The sequence below is a fragment of the Streptomyces justiciae genome (genome assembly GCF_015163075.1).
GTDB lineage: Bacteria > Actinomycetota > Actinomycetes > Streptomycetales > Streptomycetaceae > Streptomyces > Streptomyces justiciae.
This window is the reverse complement of record NZ_JADDXU010000004.1, coordinates 215,623-230,882: the sequence shown is the minus strand read 5'-3', so window position 1 is coordinate 230,882 and position 15,260 is coordinate 215,623. Positions and strand designations below refer to the sequence as shown.

General features: G+C 71.7%; 13 protein-coding genes. 7 read left to right on the top strand and 6 right to left on the bottom strand.

Features of this window, described 5'->3' with window-relative positions:
* Positions 1-185 precede the first annotated feature (185 nt).
* Genes IQ210_RS13450 through IQ210_RS13435 form a run of 4 tightly spaced genes read left to right on the top strand, consistent with a single transcriptional unit; the run spans position 186 to position 4,609 of the window.
* Complete coding sequence (locus IQ210_RS13450; RefSeq protein ID WP_194079189.1) at positions 186-761, top strand: 2-oxoacid:acceptor oxidoreductase family protein; 576 nt, start codon at positions 186-188, stop codon at positions 759-761.
* On the top strand, positions 745-1,986 hold the full coding sequence (porA, locus tag IQ210_RS13445) for a pyruvate ferredoxin oxidoreductase (protein WP_194079188.1): 1,242 nt from the start codon (positions 745-747) through the stop codon (positions 1,984-1,986). The genes IQ210_RS13450 and porA overlap by 17 nt, the downstream gene beginning before the upstream one ends.
* Entirely contained in the window at positions 1,983-2,987 is a 1,005-nt protein-coding gene (locus IQ210_RS13440) for a thiamine pyrophosphate-dependent enzyme (RefSeq protein WP_194079187.1), read from the top strand. Before porA ends, IQ210_RS13440 begins: the two co-directional genes overlap by 4 nt.
* Complete coding sequence (locus tag IQ210_RS13435; protein WP_194079186.1) at positions 2,984-4,609, top strand: NAD(P)-binding protein; 1,626 nt, start codon at positions 2,984-2,986, stop codon at positions 4,607-4,609. Before IQ210_RS13440 ends, IQ210_RS13435 begins: the two co-directional genes overlap by 4 nt.
* A gap of 30 nt (positions 4,610-4,639) precedes the next feature.
* On the opposite strand, the gene IQ210_RS13430 is transcribed toward IQ210_RS13435, so the two are convergent.
* Complete coding sequence (locus IQ210_RS13430; protein ID WP_322656359.1) at positions 4,640-6,370, bottom strand: sensor histidine kinase; 1,731 nt, start codon at positions 6,368-6,370, stop codon at positions 4,640-4,642.
* A gap of 122 nt (positions 6,371-6,492) precedes the next feature.
* Positions 6,493-7,521, bottom strand: a complete 1,029-nt coding sequence (gap, locus tag IQ210_RS13425) for a type I glyceraldehyde-3-phosphate dehydrogenase (protein WP_194079184.1) — start codon at positions 7,519-7,521, stop codon at positions 6,493-6,495.
* Between the two features lie 177 nt (positions 7,522-7,698).
* On the opposite strand from gap, the gene IQ210_RS13420 reads away from it, so the two are divergent.
* Positions 7,699-8,067 (top strand): hypothetical protein, encoded by a 369-nt coding sequence (locus IQ210_RS13420; protein WP_194079183.1) that lies wholly within the window; start codon positions 7,699-7,701, stop codon positions 8,065-8,067.
* Between the two features lie 63 nt (positions 8,068-8,130).
* On the opposite strand, the gene IQ210_RS13415 is transcribed toward IQ210_RS13420, so the two are convergent.
* The 4 genes from IQ210_RS13415 to IQ210_RS13400 form a co-directional block, all read right to left on the bottom strand.
* Positions 8,131-8,964: a universal stress protein gene (locus tag IQ210_RS13415; protein WP_194079182.1), complete on the bottom strand. Its 834-nt coding sequence runs from the start codon at positions 8,962-8,964 to the stop codon at positions 8,131-8,133.
* 120 nt (positions 8,965-9,084) lie between these two features.
* Complete coding sequence (locus tag IQ210_RS13410) at positions 9,085-9,525, bottom strand: pyridoxamine 5'-phosphate oxidase family protein (protein ID WP_194079181.1); 441 nt, start codon at positions 9,523-9,525, stop codon at positions 9,085-9,087.
* 190 nt (positions 9,526-9,715) lie between these two features.
* Positions 9,716-10,555, bottom strand: a complete 840-nt coding sequence (locus IQ210_RS13405; RefSeq protein WP_322656358.1) for an SDR family NAD(P)-dependent oxidoreductase — start codon at positions 10,553-10,555, stop codon at positions 9,716-9,718.
* 71 nt (positions 10,556-10,626) lie between these two features.
* Positions 10,627-12,762 carry a glycoside hydrolase family 36 protein gene (locus IQ210_RS13400; RefSeq protein ID WP_194079180.1) on the bottom strand — a complete coding sequence of 712 codons (2,136 nt, stop codon included), beginning with the start codon at positions 12,760-12,762 and terminating at the stop codon, positions 10,627-10,629.
* 76 nt (positions 12,763-12,838) lie between these two features.
* On the opposite strand from IQ210_RS13400, the gene IQ210_RS13395 reads away from it, so the two are divergent.
* Entirely contained in the window at positions 12,839-13,870 is a 1,032-nt protein-coding gene (locus IQ210_RS13395; RefSeq protein WP_194079179.1) for a LacI family DNA-binding transcriptional regulator, read from the top strand.
* Between the two features lie 66 nt (positions 13,871-13,936).
* A complete protein-coding gene (locus IQ210_RS13390; protein WP_194079178.1) occupies positions 13,937-15,259 on the top strand; it encodes an ABC transporter substrate-binding protein in 1,323 nt (440 codons plus the stop codon).
* The last annotated feature ends 1 nt before the right edge of the window (position 15,260 follow it).

Sequence of the window (15,260 nt, the reverse complement as noted above, 5' to 3'; positions counted from 1 at the left end):
CGTCCTTCCCGGTCCGGACGGCAGGAGGCCGGACCGGGAAGGGCCGTGCCCGGAACGGCGGGAGTTCGCACGGAAGGAAGCGAGCCCGGAGCCCCTCGGCCTCGTCCGCGGGACGTTCGGCCCCTCGGGAAACCGTCCTCGCGAGGGTTACGACGGATACGAAGCCCGTACGTGAGGAGGGTGCCGTGTTCCAGGTACGTATCCACGGCCGAGGCGGTCAGGGAGCCGTCACCGCGGCGGAGTTGCTGTCGGTGGCGGCGTTCGTCGAGGGCCGCCACGCGCAGGCGTTCCCGAGTTTCGGTTCGGAGCGGACGGGGGCGCCGGTCATGGCGTTCTGCCGGATCGACGACCGGCCGATCCGGGTCCGTGAGCCGGTCACCCGTCCCGACGCCCTGGTGATCCAGGACGCGACGCTGCTGCACCAGGTGAACGTCTTCGACGGACTGCGCCCCGGCGGCCCGGTGCTGGTCAATTCCCCGCGCGGGGCCGACGACCTGGGCCTGGAGACCCTCGACGGCCCGGTCCTCACCGTCCCCGCCACCGCGCTCGCCCTGCGCCACGTCGGCCGCCCGGTGCCGAGCGCCGTCCTGCTCGGCGGGCTGGCCGCGCTGACGGGCTGCGTGACGATCGACTCGCTCGAAGCGGCCATCCGGGACCGGTTCCCGGGCGTGCTGGGCACCAACAACGCCGCGGCCGCCCGCGAGGCCTACGACCACGTCGAGGTGCTGTGCAAGGAGCGCGCTCATGCTGAAGCAGACTGAGGGCTCGCGCGCGGTCGCCGAGACCGTCGCGTACTGCCGCCCGGAAGTGATCGCCGCCTACCCGATCTCTCCACAGACCCACATCGTCGAGGAGCTCAGCCGCCTGGTGAAGTCGGGTGCGCTGAAGCCGTGCGAGTACGTCAACGTCGAGTCGGAGTTCGCGGCGATGTCCCTGTGCATCGGCGCCTCGGCGGCCGGGGCCCGCACCTACACGGCGACGGCGAGCCAGGGCCTGCTGTACATGGTGGAGGCCCTCTACAACGCCTCCGGCCTCGGTCTGCCGATCGTGATGACGGTCGCCAACCGGGCGATCGGCGCGCCCATCAACATCTGGAACGACCACAGCGACAGCATGTCCCAGCGCGACTCCGGCTGGATCCAGCTGTACGCCCGCGACAACCAGGAGGCCGCCGATCTGCATCCGCAGGCCTTCCGGCTGGCGGAGGAGCTGTCGCTGCCGGTGATGGTGTGCATGGACGGCTTCGTGCTGACGCACGCCTGGGAGCGGATCGAGATGCCGGAGCAGGCCCAGGTCGACGCGTTCCTGGCACCGTACGAGCCCCGCCAGGTCCTCGATCCCGACGAGCCGGTGTCGATCGGCGCCATGGTCGGCCCGGAGGCCTTCACCGAGGTGCGCTACCTCGCGCACGCCAAGCAGATGCAGGCGCTGGAGGCGATCCCGGACATCGCGCGGGAGTTCCGGCAGGCGTTCGGGCGGGACTCCGGCGGCCTGATCCATCCCTACGCATGCGAGTTCGCGGACACCATCGTCGTGGCCCTCGGCTCGGTACTGGGCACGGTCTGCGACGTGGTCGACGAGATGCGTGCGGACGGGGTACGGATCGGGGCGCTGGGGATCACCTCTTTCCGGCCGTTCCCACTGGAGGCAGTGCGGACCGTGCTCGGCCACGCCCGCCGGGTGGTGGTCCTGGAGCGCGCTCTGGCCGTCGGGGTCGGCGGGATCGTCTCACAGAACGTGCGCACCGCCCTGTCCGGCATCCGGCTCGACGGGCACACCGTGGTCGCCGGGCTCGGCGGACGCCCGATCACCAAGGCGTCGCTGCACCGGCTGTTCGCCGACGCGGTCGCCGGACGGCTCGGCCATCTGGAGTTCCTGGACCTCGACACCGCCCTGGTGGAGCGGGAGTTGGCACGCATGGCACAGACCCGCAGGTCGGGGCCGTCGGCGGAGAACATCCTGCGCGATGTGGGGAGCAACCGATGAACGCCGCTCAGCAGGTGAAGTTCTACCAGGTGGGCAGTCTCGCCGCCGGAAACCGGCTGCTGGCCCCCGAGTTGCGGTCCGACCAGTCCGATCCGGACCGTTCCAACGCGCTCACCTGCGGCCACCGCGCCTGCCAGGGCTGCGGTGAGGCACTCGGCGCACGCTACGTCCTGGACGCGGCGCAGCGGGCGAGCGGTGGCAACGTGATCGCGGTCAACGCGACCGGCTGCCTGGAGGTGTTCTCCACGCCGTACCCGGAGACGTCCTGGCAACTGCCCTGGCTGCACTCGCTGTTCGGCAACGCCCCCGCCGTTGCTTCGGGTGTCGCGGCGGCGCTGCGCGCCAAGGGCCGCACCGATGTCCGCGTGGTCGGGCAGGGCGGGGACGGCGGCACCGTCGACATCGGCCTGGGCTGCCTGTCCGGCATGTTCGAACGCAACGACGACGTGCTGTACGTCTGTTACGACAACGAGGCGTACATGAACACGGGCGTCCAGCGGTCCGGGGCCACGCCTCCGACCGCGCGCACGGCGACCACCCAGGCGGTCGGCGACGCACCCGGCGCTCCGTTCGGCCAGGGCAAGAGCCTGCCTCTGATCGCGATGGCGCACGAGATCCCGTACGTCGCCACCGCCACCGTCGCGGGGCTGCGTGACCTGGAGGCCAAGGTGCACCGGGCAATGGGGATGCGCGGCGCCCGCTATCTGCATGTCCTGGTCCCCTGTCCGCTCGGCTGGGGCACACCGTCCCACGACACGGTGCGCATCGCGCGGCTGGCCGAACAGAGCGGTCTGTTCCCGGTGTTCGAGGCGCTGGACGGCGAGGTCACCGCGGTGACGAAGATCCGTCGGCGGGTGCCGGTCGAGGAGTACCTGCGCCCGCAGAAGCGGTACGCCCACCTCTTCACCCCGGAGGTCCGCACGGACGTCATCGCCCGCCTCCAGCGGGCGGCCGACCGCAACATCGCGCGCTTCGAGCTGGCCGAGGAGGTCCTGCCGTGAAGGAGAAGCCGTTCGCGATCACCCTGGACGTGGGTTCCAGTCTGGCCAACCGGACCGGCGCCTGGCGCACCGAACGCCCCGAGTACGTCCACCGGTTGCCGCCGTGCAACGGGGCCTGCCCGGCCGGCGAGAACATCCAGCAGTGGCTGTTCCACGCCGAGAGCGGTGACTACGAGTCCGCGTGGCGGGAGCTGATGCGGGACAACCCGCTGCCGGCCGTGATGGGCCGGATCTGCTACCACCCGTGCGAGGCCGCCTGCAACCGTGTCCAGGTGGACGACGCGGTCGGCATCAACGCCGTCGAATGCTTCCTGGGCGACGAGGCGATCCGGCACGGCTGGACGCTCGAAGCCCCGCAGGCCACCTCCGGCAAGCGTGTCCTCGTCATCGGTTCAGGGCCCGCCGGCCTGTCCGCCGCGTACCATCTGCGGCTGCTGGGCCACGAGGTGACGATCCGTGAGGCACAGGACCGGCCGGGCGGCATGATGCGCTACGGCATCCCGCGCTACCGCCTCCCGCGCGAGGTGCTGGAAGCGGAGATCGACCGCGTCCTGGCGCTCGGCATCGCCCTGGAGCTCGGCGCACGCGTGGACGACGTGCTCGCGGCACAGCGGGACGGCGGTTTCGACGCCGTGTTCCTGGCCGTGGGCGCGGGCATCGGCCGCCGCGCCTACATCCCGGCGGGCGACAGCGCCCGCATCCTCGACGCGGTGACGCTGCTGGGTGGCATGGAGGGCGAGGGCCCGCCGCTGCTGGGCCGCAAGGTCGCCGTCTACGGCGGCGGCAACACGGCGATGGACGCCGCCCGTACCGCCCGCAGGCTCGGCGCCACCGACGCGGTAGTGGTCTACCGGCGCACCCGGGACCGGATGCCGGCGCACGACGAGGAGGTGACGGAAGCCCTGGAGGAGGGCGTGCGGATGAAGTGGCTGTCGACCATCAAGCACGCCGACGGCGGCCGGATCACCATCGAGCGGATGGAACTCGACGAGACCGGATTCCCGCAGCCCACCGGCGAGTTCGAGGAACTGGACGCCGACACGGTGGTGCTCGCCCTCGGCCAGGACTCCGACCTGTCCCTGGTGGAAGATGTCCCGGACCTCGCCGTGGACCACGGCACGGTCCAGGTCGCCGACGGGCTGATGACGGGCCACCCTGGCGTCTTCGCCGGCGGCGACATGGTCCCCGCCGAACGCACGGCGACCGTGGCCGTGGGGCACGGCAAGAAGGCGGCACGGCACATCGACGCCTATCTGCGCGGGACCTCGTACCGCCCCGGCCCCAAGCACGACCCGGCCGCCTTCGACCGGCTCAACACCTGGTACTACGCCGACGCCCCCGCCTCCGTGCGCCCCCGGCTCGAACTCGCCCGCCGCGTCTCGACGTTCGACGAGGTCGTCCAGGGACTCGACGAGTCCACCGCGCTGTTCGAGGCGCGCCGCTGCATGTCGTGCGGGAACTGCTTCGAGTGCGACAACTGCTACGGCGTCTGCCCGGACAACGCGATCACGAAACTGGGGCCCGGGAAGGGGTTCGCGATCGACCTGGACTACTGCAAGGGGTGCGGGCTGTGTGTGGCCGAGTGCCCCTCCGGGGCCATGGACATGATTCCGGAGGAGTGAGGGGTGAGGACGCTGCGCCTCGTAGCGGTCCTACCCCTCGTCGCGGGGCACCGGCACCCGCCACTCCAGCCTGGTCCCCCCGCCCTCCGGAGTGCGGACCTCGAAGGCGCCGCCCAGCTGCCGGGCCCGTTCGGCCATGTTGGCCAGCCCGCTGCGCCGCCCGTCGGCCGGCACGCCCACCCCGTTGTCGGTCACCGTCAGCCGCACCTCCCGTCCGTCGGTCTCCAGGGCGACCTCGGCACGGTCGGCGTGGGCGTGCCGGGCGACGTTGGTCAGGGCCTCGGACAGGACGGCGGCGACATGGTCGGCGATCTCGCGCGGTACGTCCGTGTCGACGAGGCCGACCATGCGGACGCTGGGCGGGAAGCCCAGCACGGTGGCGGCCTCGCCGGCCGCCCGGACGACACGGGCGCGCAGACCGGTGCCCGTGGCGCCGTCGCGGGCGCGCAGCCCGAAGATGGTCGACCGGATGATCTTGATCGTCTCGTCGAGGTCGTCGACCGCCCGCACCACCCGCTCGGACGCCTCCTGGTGGTCGATGAAGCGTCCCGCGCTCTGAAGAGTCATGCCGGTGGCGAACAGCCGCTGGATGGCGAGGTCGTGCAGGTCGCGGGCGATCCGGTCACGGTCCTTGAGCAGGGCGATCTGTTCGGCGTCCCGGCGGCGCTCGGCCAGCTCCAGCGCGATCGCGGCCTGTGCGGCGAAGCCGTGCAACGGCTCGGTCTCCTTCCCGGAGAACACCGGGCGACCCGTCTCCCGCACCAGCAGCAGCACACCGCGCAGGCCTTCCCCGGTACCGATGGGCACGGCGACGGCCGCGCCGAGCCCGGTGAAGCGCGGCTCGGCGTTCGGCACCCGCTCATCGCGGCAGACGTCCGGGCTGGTCACCGGGGCGCCCGCGGCGAAGGCGCGCCCGATCAGGCTGTCGTCCGCGGACAGGACGAGGCCGTGGTGCGCCTCGGCGCCCGTGCCGACGGCCAGCTCCACCCGCAGCGAGTCGGTGCCCTCCAGCGGCATGGCGATCACGGCGAGCGCCGCACCGGTGATCTCCCGGGCGCTCTCGGCGATCCGTGCGAGGGCCGCGCCCCGTTCGCTGCCTGACATCAGGCTCTGGGTGATGTCCGCGGTGGCCCGCAGCCAGCGCTCCCTGAGCCGGGACTCCTCGTACAGGCGGGCATTGTCGATGGCCACTCCGGCGGCGACGGCGAGGGTCGACAGGACCGACTCGTCCTCCTCGTCGAACTGCACCCCGCCTCGCTTCTCCGTCAGATACAGATTGCCGAACACCTGGTCGCGCACCCGGATCGGGACGCCGAGGAAGGTGTTCATCGGCGGATGGTGGGCCGGGAACCCGTAGGACGCGGGATGCTGGGAAATCTTCACCAGCCGCAACGGCTCCGGGTTGGTGATGAGCTCACCGAGGATGCCGTGGCCCTCGGGATAGGGGCCGATCCGGGCGATCTGCTCCTCGTCCACACCGACGGTGTGGAACGCCGACAGCCGCTTGCCGTCCGAGCCGATCACACCGAGCGCCGCATACTGCGCGTCGACCAGCACCGCAGCGGCCTCCACGATGCTGTGCAGCGCCTGTTCGAGGTCGAGTTCCCGGCCGACCGAGAGCACCGCCTCCAGAAGGCTGTGCACCCGGTCGCGCGTGCCGCGGGCCGCGTCCAGCCGGGCCTGCAGCTCCTCCAGCAACTCGTCGAGCTTGAGCTGCGGCAGCCGTACCCGAGCCTCCCCGGCCTGCTCGTGGCCTCCCACCGTGCTCCTCCGCGTCTCCTGGTCACATCCCGGGCGGACCTTTCGGTCAAGTGCCACGGTAATGGTCCGGGCCGAGAAGCGATACGGCATCCGACCAGGCGGAAGCGATCGGGGAGTCGCAGTCAGCCGCGCCCCAGTCGTGCGGCGACGTACTCGGTGAGGTCGAGCAGCCGGTTGGTGTAACCCCACTCGTTGTCGTACCAGCCGAACACCTTGACCAGCTCACCGTGGGCCTGGGTGAGCGGGGCGTCCAGAACGCAGGAGGCGGGGTCACCGACGATGTCGCGGGACACGATCGGCGCGTCGGAGACCCGGAGCACGCCCTTCAGCGCACCGTCCGCGGCCTCCCGGAACGCCGCGTTGACCTCGTCCGCGGTCACCGGCCGCTCCAGCACCACGGTCAGGTCGGTCAGCGAGCCGTCCTCCACCGGCACGCGTACGGCGATGCCGTCCAGGGTGCCCGCCAGCTCCGACAGCACCAGACCCACGGCACGGGCGGCCCCGGTGCTGGTCGGGATGATGTTGACGGCGGCGCTGCGGCCGCGGCGCAGGTCCTTGTGCGGGCCGTCGAGGACGACCTGGTCGTTGGTGTAGCCGTGGATGGTCGTCATGAGGCCCTTGTCGATGCCGAACGACTCGTCCAGCACCTTCACCATCGGGGCCACGCAGTTTGTTGTGCAGGAGGCGTTGGAGACGACGTGGTCGCTCTCGGGGTCGTAGGTGCCCTCGTTGACCCCCATCACGACGGTGGCGTCGACGCCCTTGCCCGGCACGGAGAGCAGCACCTTGCGGGCGCCCGACTTCAGGTGCAGACCGGCGTCCTCCCGGGTGCGGAAGCGTCCGGTGGACTCGATGACGATGTCGACGCCCAGGTCGCCCCAGGCCAGTGCGGCCGGGTCACGCTCGGCGGTCACCGCGATCCGCCGGCCGTCCACCGTGAGGGAGTCATCGTCGTGCTCGACCGTGCGGCCGATGCGGCCGTACGTCGAGTCGTACGCCAGCAGGTGCGCCAGCGCCGCCGGCGAGGTGATGTCGTTGACCGCCACGACCTCCACCGGCGTACCGGCCGCCCGCTCCGCGCGCTCCAGCACGAGACGCAGGTAGTTGCGGCCGATGCGGCCGAATCCGTTGATGCCCACGCGCACGCTCATGTCCGTCGTCCTCCTGGTCGGTGTCCGGTGGTTGCGGTGCGCTGCCAGCCTCCGCCCCGGGGCCCCGCCGGAGCAGGGGCCGTACGGGGTCCACGTCCGGGCCACCCGGCCCTGGGAACGGGTGCGGGCCGGCGGGAGGGTGGGATCGCCGGCAGCGGATCAGAGGAAGTGGGACACATGGCTTTCAGCGACATCCAGGTACGGGCGACGGACAACGTCGACGACGAGGAACTCACGTACCTCCGGGCCAAGGTCGCGGCGGCGCTCGACCGGCCGGGGCTCCCGGAGGTCAGCGGGGAGGTGCGCGTCGTCCGGGCGGTGGCCCAGCATGTCGGGCAGCCGTGGTCGGCGGCGGCCGAGATCCGGGTGGGCGACGACCTCGTCGTCGTGCACGCGCGCGAGGCGAGCGCGCACGAGCTCGCCGATCGGCTGCAGGACCGGCTGCGGGGACGCACCGACCGCGCGACCCATCGCGGGGACGAGGCGCGCAAGTCCGCGACCCCGCCGCCGTGGCGCGGAGGGCCTGCCGCGCGGAGCGACGGCTGAGCAGGGCGAAAGGGGGTGAGGCCGCCCGGCCTCACCCCCCTTCTTTTCGCTTCGCGTGCACGGTCATCCCGTCGTCGGCACCAGCACCACCGGGCAGTGCGAGCGGTGCAGCAGCGTGTGCGCCACCGGGCCGAGCTGGGGTCCGAGGCGGCTGGTGCGCCGGCGGGCGCCGATGACGACGACGGCCGAGTCGCCCGTGGCCGCCAACAGGGCGTGCGCGGGGCCGGTGCGCACCGTGCGGGACTCGACGCCGACGCCGGGGTGCTGCTCCTCCAGCCGGCCCAGGCTGAAGCGCGGTACGGCCTCCTCGGCCCGGTCCTCTCGGTCCAGCCGCCGTTGCCCGGGGCTGGTGGCGGGGATCGGCGAGGGCAGTTCGGGGGTGATGTGCCGGTGGGTGCGGGAGTGCAGGACGCGCAGCCGGACATCCCGCCGCTCCGCCTCGTCGAAGGCGTACGCGGCGGCCTCGGCGTCGCCGTCGTCCTCCAGGCCCAGCAGCACTTCCTCCTTGCCGTCGCACGGATGGTCCCCGCGTACGACGAGCAGTGGGCCCCGTACCCGTGCGGCCAGCCGCAGGCTCACGGAACCGGCCATCAGGCCGGCGACCCCGTTGAAGCCCCGCGTGCCGACGACCGTGAGGGCCGCGCCCTCGCTTTCCTGGGCGAGCGCCCGTACGGGGCTGCCCGCGACGGCGCGGGACGTCACCGCCAGGTCCGGGTGACGTTCGTGTACGCGCTCGACGGCCGAGGCGAGGACGGGTCCGGCCTCGTCAGGGTCGGGCACGGCATAGACGATCCGCAGCTGAGCACCGCGCCGCACCGCCTCGTCCGAGGCCCAGTCCAGCGCCCGTACGGCGACCAGTGAACCGTCCGTTCCCACGACCACTTGCTGGAGAGTCATGTCCTCTCCTCCTCTGCTCTGTGGTCCCGATACTCGTCCGCCCGCGACAGCCCGGGCAGGGGCCAGGCGCACCCGGTGAAGCGCCGTACGGCCCCTTTCGCAGGGCCGTTCGGACCGGTGTCAGTCCGAGAGGCGGACGCCGTAGAGCGAGCGCCCGCCGACGAGTGCGCGGCCGGTGACCAGGTCGGGCTCGATGCGGACGAAGACCTCCTCGGGCGAGGGCACCCAGGAACGCGGACCCGTGCGGGTCAGGCGGTCGTGCTCGGCCGGGTCCCTGACGACCGAGGCGGCGCCGGTGACCACGACGCTCCAGCCGGAGTGCGTGACGGCGTCGACCTGGTCGGCCTCGAAGGCGACGACCGCGCCGTCGATGGCGCGCACCAGCTCCGACGCGGCCGCGGTGCGCAGCAGCACCGCGCCGTCGCCGTCCAGACAGAAGTTGACCGGCAGGACAGCGGGCAGGGCCTGGCGGGTGTGGACGATCCGGCCCACGGGCACCTCGGCCAGCAGCCGCAGGCATTCCTGCCGTTCGAGTTCGCGGAATCCGTCGTTGGGATACATGGCCAGACCGTCTTTCGCCGGAAGCGGCAGGCGTGCGCCGCACGTCGTCCATCCATGGTTGGCCAACGGATGCCGGGCGCGAAGGGCCGTCAGTCCCGGATGTTCCGGACAACGGCCCTGTCACTCCGCCGCTCGGTGTCCGGTGACAGCCGGTGAGCGCGCCTGTCCGGCGGGTCCTGGTTCGACCGGCCTACGCCTCCTCATCTGCCTCTCTCGCCGGAGACTGCGCGGGGCGGTGCTTGCTCAGCTGCTTCAGCAGGACCGCCTCCAACAGCCTGGTGACCCGCAGCGGCGCCAGTCGCCGGGCCCGCCACAGGGTGGTCGTGCCGCGGCCGGGGAACGCCAGGACGCGCCGCCTGGCCAGGGCCCGCTCGGCGGCGCGCAGCACGACGTCGGGGTGGATGCCCGGGGCGTCACTGATGACGTCGGGATGGCTGCGCTGCATCTCGGTGAGCATCGGTGTCTCCACGGCGGGCGGGCAGACACACACCACCCGGACGCCACTGTCGGCGCACTCCCGGGCGAGCACCTCGGCCATCGCGACGACGGCCGCCTTCGACGCGGAGTAGGCCCCCACCGACGTCATCGGCACCCATCCGGCGATGGACGCCACGAGGATCAGATCACCGCCCTGCCCGGCGGCCATACGCGGCACGACGGCTCGGGCCACCTGGACGCTGCCGAGATAGTTGACGCGCACCAACTGCTCGATGTCGGCGAGGGGTTGGCCGAGGAGCCGTCCCACGCGGGCGATGCCGGCGCTATGAACGACACGCGTCGGTGTTCCGAGAGCGGCCTCGACGTCCTCCAGCGTCCTGTCCAGTGCGGCGGAGTCGGCGACATCGCAGACGAAGGTGTGCAGGCCTGCCTGCTGAGGTAGTTGGGCGAGGCGCCCGGCATCGATGTCCACGGCCGCCACCGGATGGCCGCGCCGGGCGTAGGTGAGGGCGGCGTGTCTGCCGATGCCGCTGGCGGCCCCCGTCACGAGGACGGTGTGCGCGGTGGTGCCGCCCTGCCTGATTCCGGTCACGTCGGCTCCCGGGGGATTGGCTCACGGAGGTTCGGAGGCGAGGCACCGCAGCCCCGCAGAAGAATCCTCGCCTACGACTCGACGGTCAACCGCACCAACACGACACCGGGCGCCCGCGGCACCGACACCTGCACCGCGTCCTCGTCCCACACGGCCGTGCCGACGGAGTCGTCCGCCGGATGCAGTATCTCCGCGCGCACCGCCCGCCCGGCCAAGTGCCCTACCGGAAGGGTCAGTTCAGCCTCCCCACCCCGCCGCCACACCGACAGATACGTCGTACGGCCGTCAGGCACCCGCATGCCCAGGGCGAGCCACTCGTCCGTCCAACCGGGCAGCCCGATGGGCCAGAACGGCAGGGCCTCGGCGAGGTCGGTCCGGATCGCCTTGTACACGTCCACCGCGTCACGCACGAGGCGGAGTTGGACCTGCGACATGCGGTTCAGATGCCCTGACAGATGGATGCGGCCCAACAACGCGCCGCCCAGGGTGAATCGGATCAGGTCGTCGTCGAACTCGGGCTGCGGATAGGCCCAGACGGCCCCCTGCTCCGGCGGGACGGCCGTTGGCGCGGCGGCGGAGATGGGCGGGTAGCGCAGTGGGTCCTGCTGGTCGCTGGTGGACTGGAGCTGGGTGACGGCGAGGGTGGCGCCGTCCATGCGCATGCCGCCTGAGGCGCAGTTCTCGATGACCAGGTGCGGGTAGCGGTCCAGCAGGCCGGAGAGCCAGTCGAGGTAGGCGTGGGCGTGGCCGAGCAGTCCGGCGCCGGGGGCGAGGTCGTCGGGGCCGCAGGTTCCCGGGTCGACGACGATGTTGTAGTCGAGCTTGAGGTAGCCCACGCCCCACTCCCCCACGATCCGGTCCACCGTCCGGTCGAGGTGGGCGCGGGCGGCGGGGTACCGCAAGTCGAGCTGGTGGCGGCCCTGTTCGGTGAGGCGTACGCCGTCACGCATGAAGAACGCCTCCGGCGGCAGCGTCGCCGCGAGGGGACTGTCGACGCCGATGACCTCGGGCTCCAGCCACAGCCCGGGCACCATGCCGCGTTCGCGGATGCGGTCCAGCACGGCCCGGATGCCGCCGCCGGGAAAGCGCCGGACGGAGGGTTCCCAGGCGCCGACGCTGTTCCACCAGCCGCCGTCCGCCGTGTCGTCGTACCAGCCGGAGTCGATGCAGAAGTACTCCGCGCCCGCATCGGCGGCGGCGTCGATCAGGGGCAGGAGCTTGGCCGTCGTGGGGTCGCCCATCAGGGTGTTCATGTAGTCGTTGAAGACGACCGGCAGACGGTCGTGGTCCGGGTGCGGGCGGCGGACGAGCCTGCGGTACGAGGTGAGGGCGCCCAGCGCCGCGTCGAACCCGGCGCCCAGCGCGAGCACGGCCGGCACCGTGGTGAACTCCTCGCCCGGCGCGAGCCGGACCCGCCACTGGTGCTCGGCATCGGTGGGACCGTTCAGCGCCAGATACGTGCCGCCGGCGTGTTCGCCGAGGTCCCAGCGCCACCCCGCCGGGGACTCGATCTGCCACAGCCAGGCCCGGCCGTCCCCGCGTCGGGTCAGGGCGCCCATGGCCAGGTGACCGTCGGTGGGCCAGCTGCCGCGTCCGGTGAGGGTGAGCGCGGCCCGGCTGTCGTGCTGGTGGGCGTGGACGTTGATGTCGGCGACGGTCCCGCGCAGCGGCTCGGCGTACCAACGGCATTCGGCGAGCCAGTCGTTGCGGGCCCGGTGGACGTCGAGCGAGTCCGGGCCCGGCAGTCCGGCGAGCAGGAGGCTGCTGACGGACTGGACGACGAGCGGCTCGTCGCCGTCGTTGCGCAGGCGCGCCCGGGAACGCAGGACGGGAATCCCGGCCGGGGAGGACAGCTCGACGAAAACCGTCAATCCCGTTGCGGGGTCGTGGAGTTCGACTGTGAGCCGCTCCCAGCCGCCGTGCCGGTCCGCGTGGTGTCGCCGGTACGCGAGCCTCGACCCGAAGGCGGTTCCGGTGAAGCGCGGGCCGGACCAGCCGCTGCCGTGACCCAGGGCGGTGAGCTCGACGAGCGGGAGCGCGGTCTCCGGATCACCGGAGCCGGTGCTGTCGAGCCGGGTCAGCCGCAGGGTCCCGTCGGAGGCGGTGGCGAACTCGGCCTCCAGTCGGCCATGCCCCCAACTGAACGCGCCCTGATCCGAGTTCGAGTCCTGCTGCTCGAGCTCCCCCGCATCGGCCGTACCGGTCAAGGCACTCCCCCTCGGTCGCGTGAACCCCTTGTTACGTTCTCTTGACGCCCCCTGTGTGACCGGTCACAATCCTCGCATGAATGTGACCGGTCACACAAGGAGCCCGGCAAGCATCAGAGACGTCGCGGCGGCCGCCGGCGTCTCGTACCAGACCGTCTCCCGGGTGATCAACGGCCACCCCAGTGTCAAGCCGTCCACCCGGGAACGGGTGCTCGCCGCCATCGACGAGCTCGGCTTCCGGCGCAGCGCGACCGCGCTCGCCCTGGCCAGCGGGCGCACCCGGGCCGTGACCGTGCTCACCGCCAACACCACGCACTACGGCTACGCCTCGATCCTCCAGGGTGTGGAGGAGGCCGCCCGCGCCGCCTCCTACGCGGTCGGGATCAGCGTCCTGGAGTCGGCCGACGAGGCCGCGGTCGCCGCGGAGGTGCAACGCGCCGCCGACGCGGGCGGGGGCCTGATCGTGATCGCCTACGATCCGGCCGGTGTCCGCGCCCTGGACGCCGTACCGGCCGAAGTGCCGGTCGTCGGCGTGGTGGAGACCCCGGCGAGCCCGCCCGGCGAGAACCGCCCCTGGGTGTGGACCGACGACCGCGAGGCCGCCTACGAGGCGACCCGTCATCTGCTCTCGCTCGGGCACGAGACCGTGCACTACGTCGCCATCCCGTCCAGCACCCGCCGCACGAGCGCCCGCACCGGCGGCTGGCGGCAGGCCCTGAAGGAGGCTGGCGCCCCGCAACCCCGTCCGGTGCAGGGCAGTTGGGGTCCCGCGGGCGGCCACGCGGCCGGGCGGAAGCTCGCGAAGGACCCGGCCGTCACCGCGGTCCTGTGCGGCAACGACGACCTGGCCCTCGGCGTCCTGCGTGCCCTGCACGAGGCGGGCCGCCCAGTGCCGGGCGAGGTCAGCGTGGCCGGGTTCGACGACGCCCCGCACTCGGCCTATCTCACGCCGTCCCTCACGACCGTACGCCTGGACTTCACGGGTCTGGGGCGGTCCGCGTTCGCGCTGCTGCACGGGGTGCTGGAGGAGTCGGCGCAGGTCGCCCCGCATCCGGTCTCCGTTCCGGAGTTGGTGGTGCGGGAGAGCTCGGGGCCGCCGCCCTCCTGAACACCGCGTACGTGCACGGCAGTTGTGAGTCCCGCTTCCTGAACCACCTGCTCCGAAAGGCACGTGATGAAGAGAAGAGCACTCCCCGCACTGGCACTGATATCCGCCCTCGCCCTGGCCGCCACCGCGTGCAGCGACCCCACCGCTGCCGACTCGGACTCCGACGCCAAGCAGACGGCGGTGAATCCGACGGCCCGCCTCGACGGTGTGAAGCTCACGATGTGGACCGCGCAGAACACGGTCAACGCGCCGAAGCAGGTCATCGACGCCTTCGAGAAGGCCACCGGCGCCAAGGTCGAGACCCAGGCGATCCCGGACCTCTACGAGCAGAACGTGCCGACGAAGCTGGCCTCCGGCGACCGTCCCGACCTGATGTTCTGGCAACCCTCCATCTCCACCCTGCCGTTCATCCAGCCCAAGCAGAACCTCCTCCCCCTCGACGGGGAACCGTGGGAGTCCAAGCTCGGCGACACCGAGAAGTCCCTCGGCATGATCGACGGCAAGCGGTACGCGGCGATCGTCACCAGCCCCGCCATGCTCGGCGTCTACTACAACAAGGACGTCTTCGCGAAGGCCGGGCTCAGCGAGAAGGACTTCCCGAAGTCGTACGACGAGCTGCTGGCCCTCGGCCACAAGGTCGTCGACAAGACGGACGCGGCGGCCTTCTACGAGGCCGGCGGCGACAAGTGGCCGCTGCAGTGGCAGATGCAGGTCCAGCTCACCGATCTCGACCAGTCGTGGTGGGAAGGGCTGAACCAGAACAAGGAGAAGTGGACCGACCCCGTCGTGGTCGGCGCGATCAAGAAGTACAAGGACAAGCTCCTCGACGCCGGACTGGCCCAGAAGAACTACCGCACCGGCACCTTCACCGGTCAGGCCGACGCCCTGTGGAAGGGCGAGGCCGGGATGGTCCTCAACGTCACCTCCTTCCAGAGCCAGTTGCAGGCCAAGTACTCCACCGCCGAGATCGACCAGAAGATCGGCTGGTTCCCCGTCGCCAACTCCTCGGCCACCGGCCTGTATTCGCCCGACCAGACCAACGGCGTGGTCGCGTTCAAGACCGGTGACGAGAAGCGGCAGAACGCGGCCCGGCAGTTCCTCGCCTTCTGGCTCGGCCCCGACTACGCCGACTACATCAAGACGATGAAGATCCCGTCCGTGCAGCCCTCCGTCCCGACCCCCGACGGCCTGCCGCAGACCTCGAAGGACCAGGTCGAGGCCCTGCCCACCGCCATCGGCGTCTTCCAGGCCAAGGCGATCGTCGCCCCGGACACGCATCTGTACCTCGCCGACATGATCTACGGCAAGAAGAACCCCCAGCAGGTCGCCCAGGCCATCCAGGACCAGTTCGCACAGGTGGCCAAGGCACAGGCCGCGCCCGGGTTCTGAC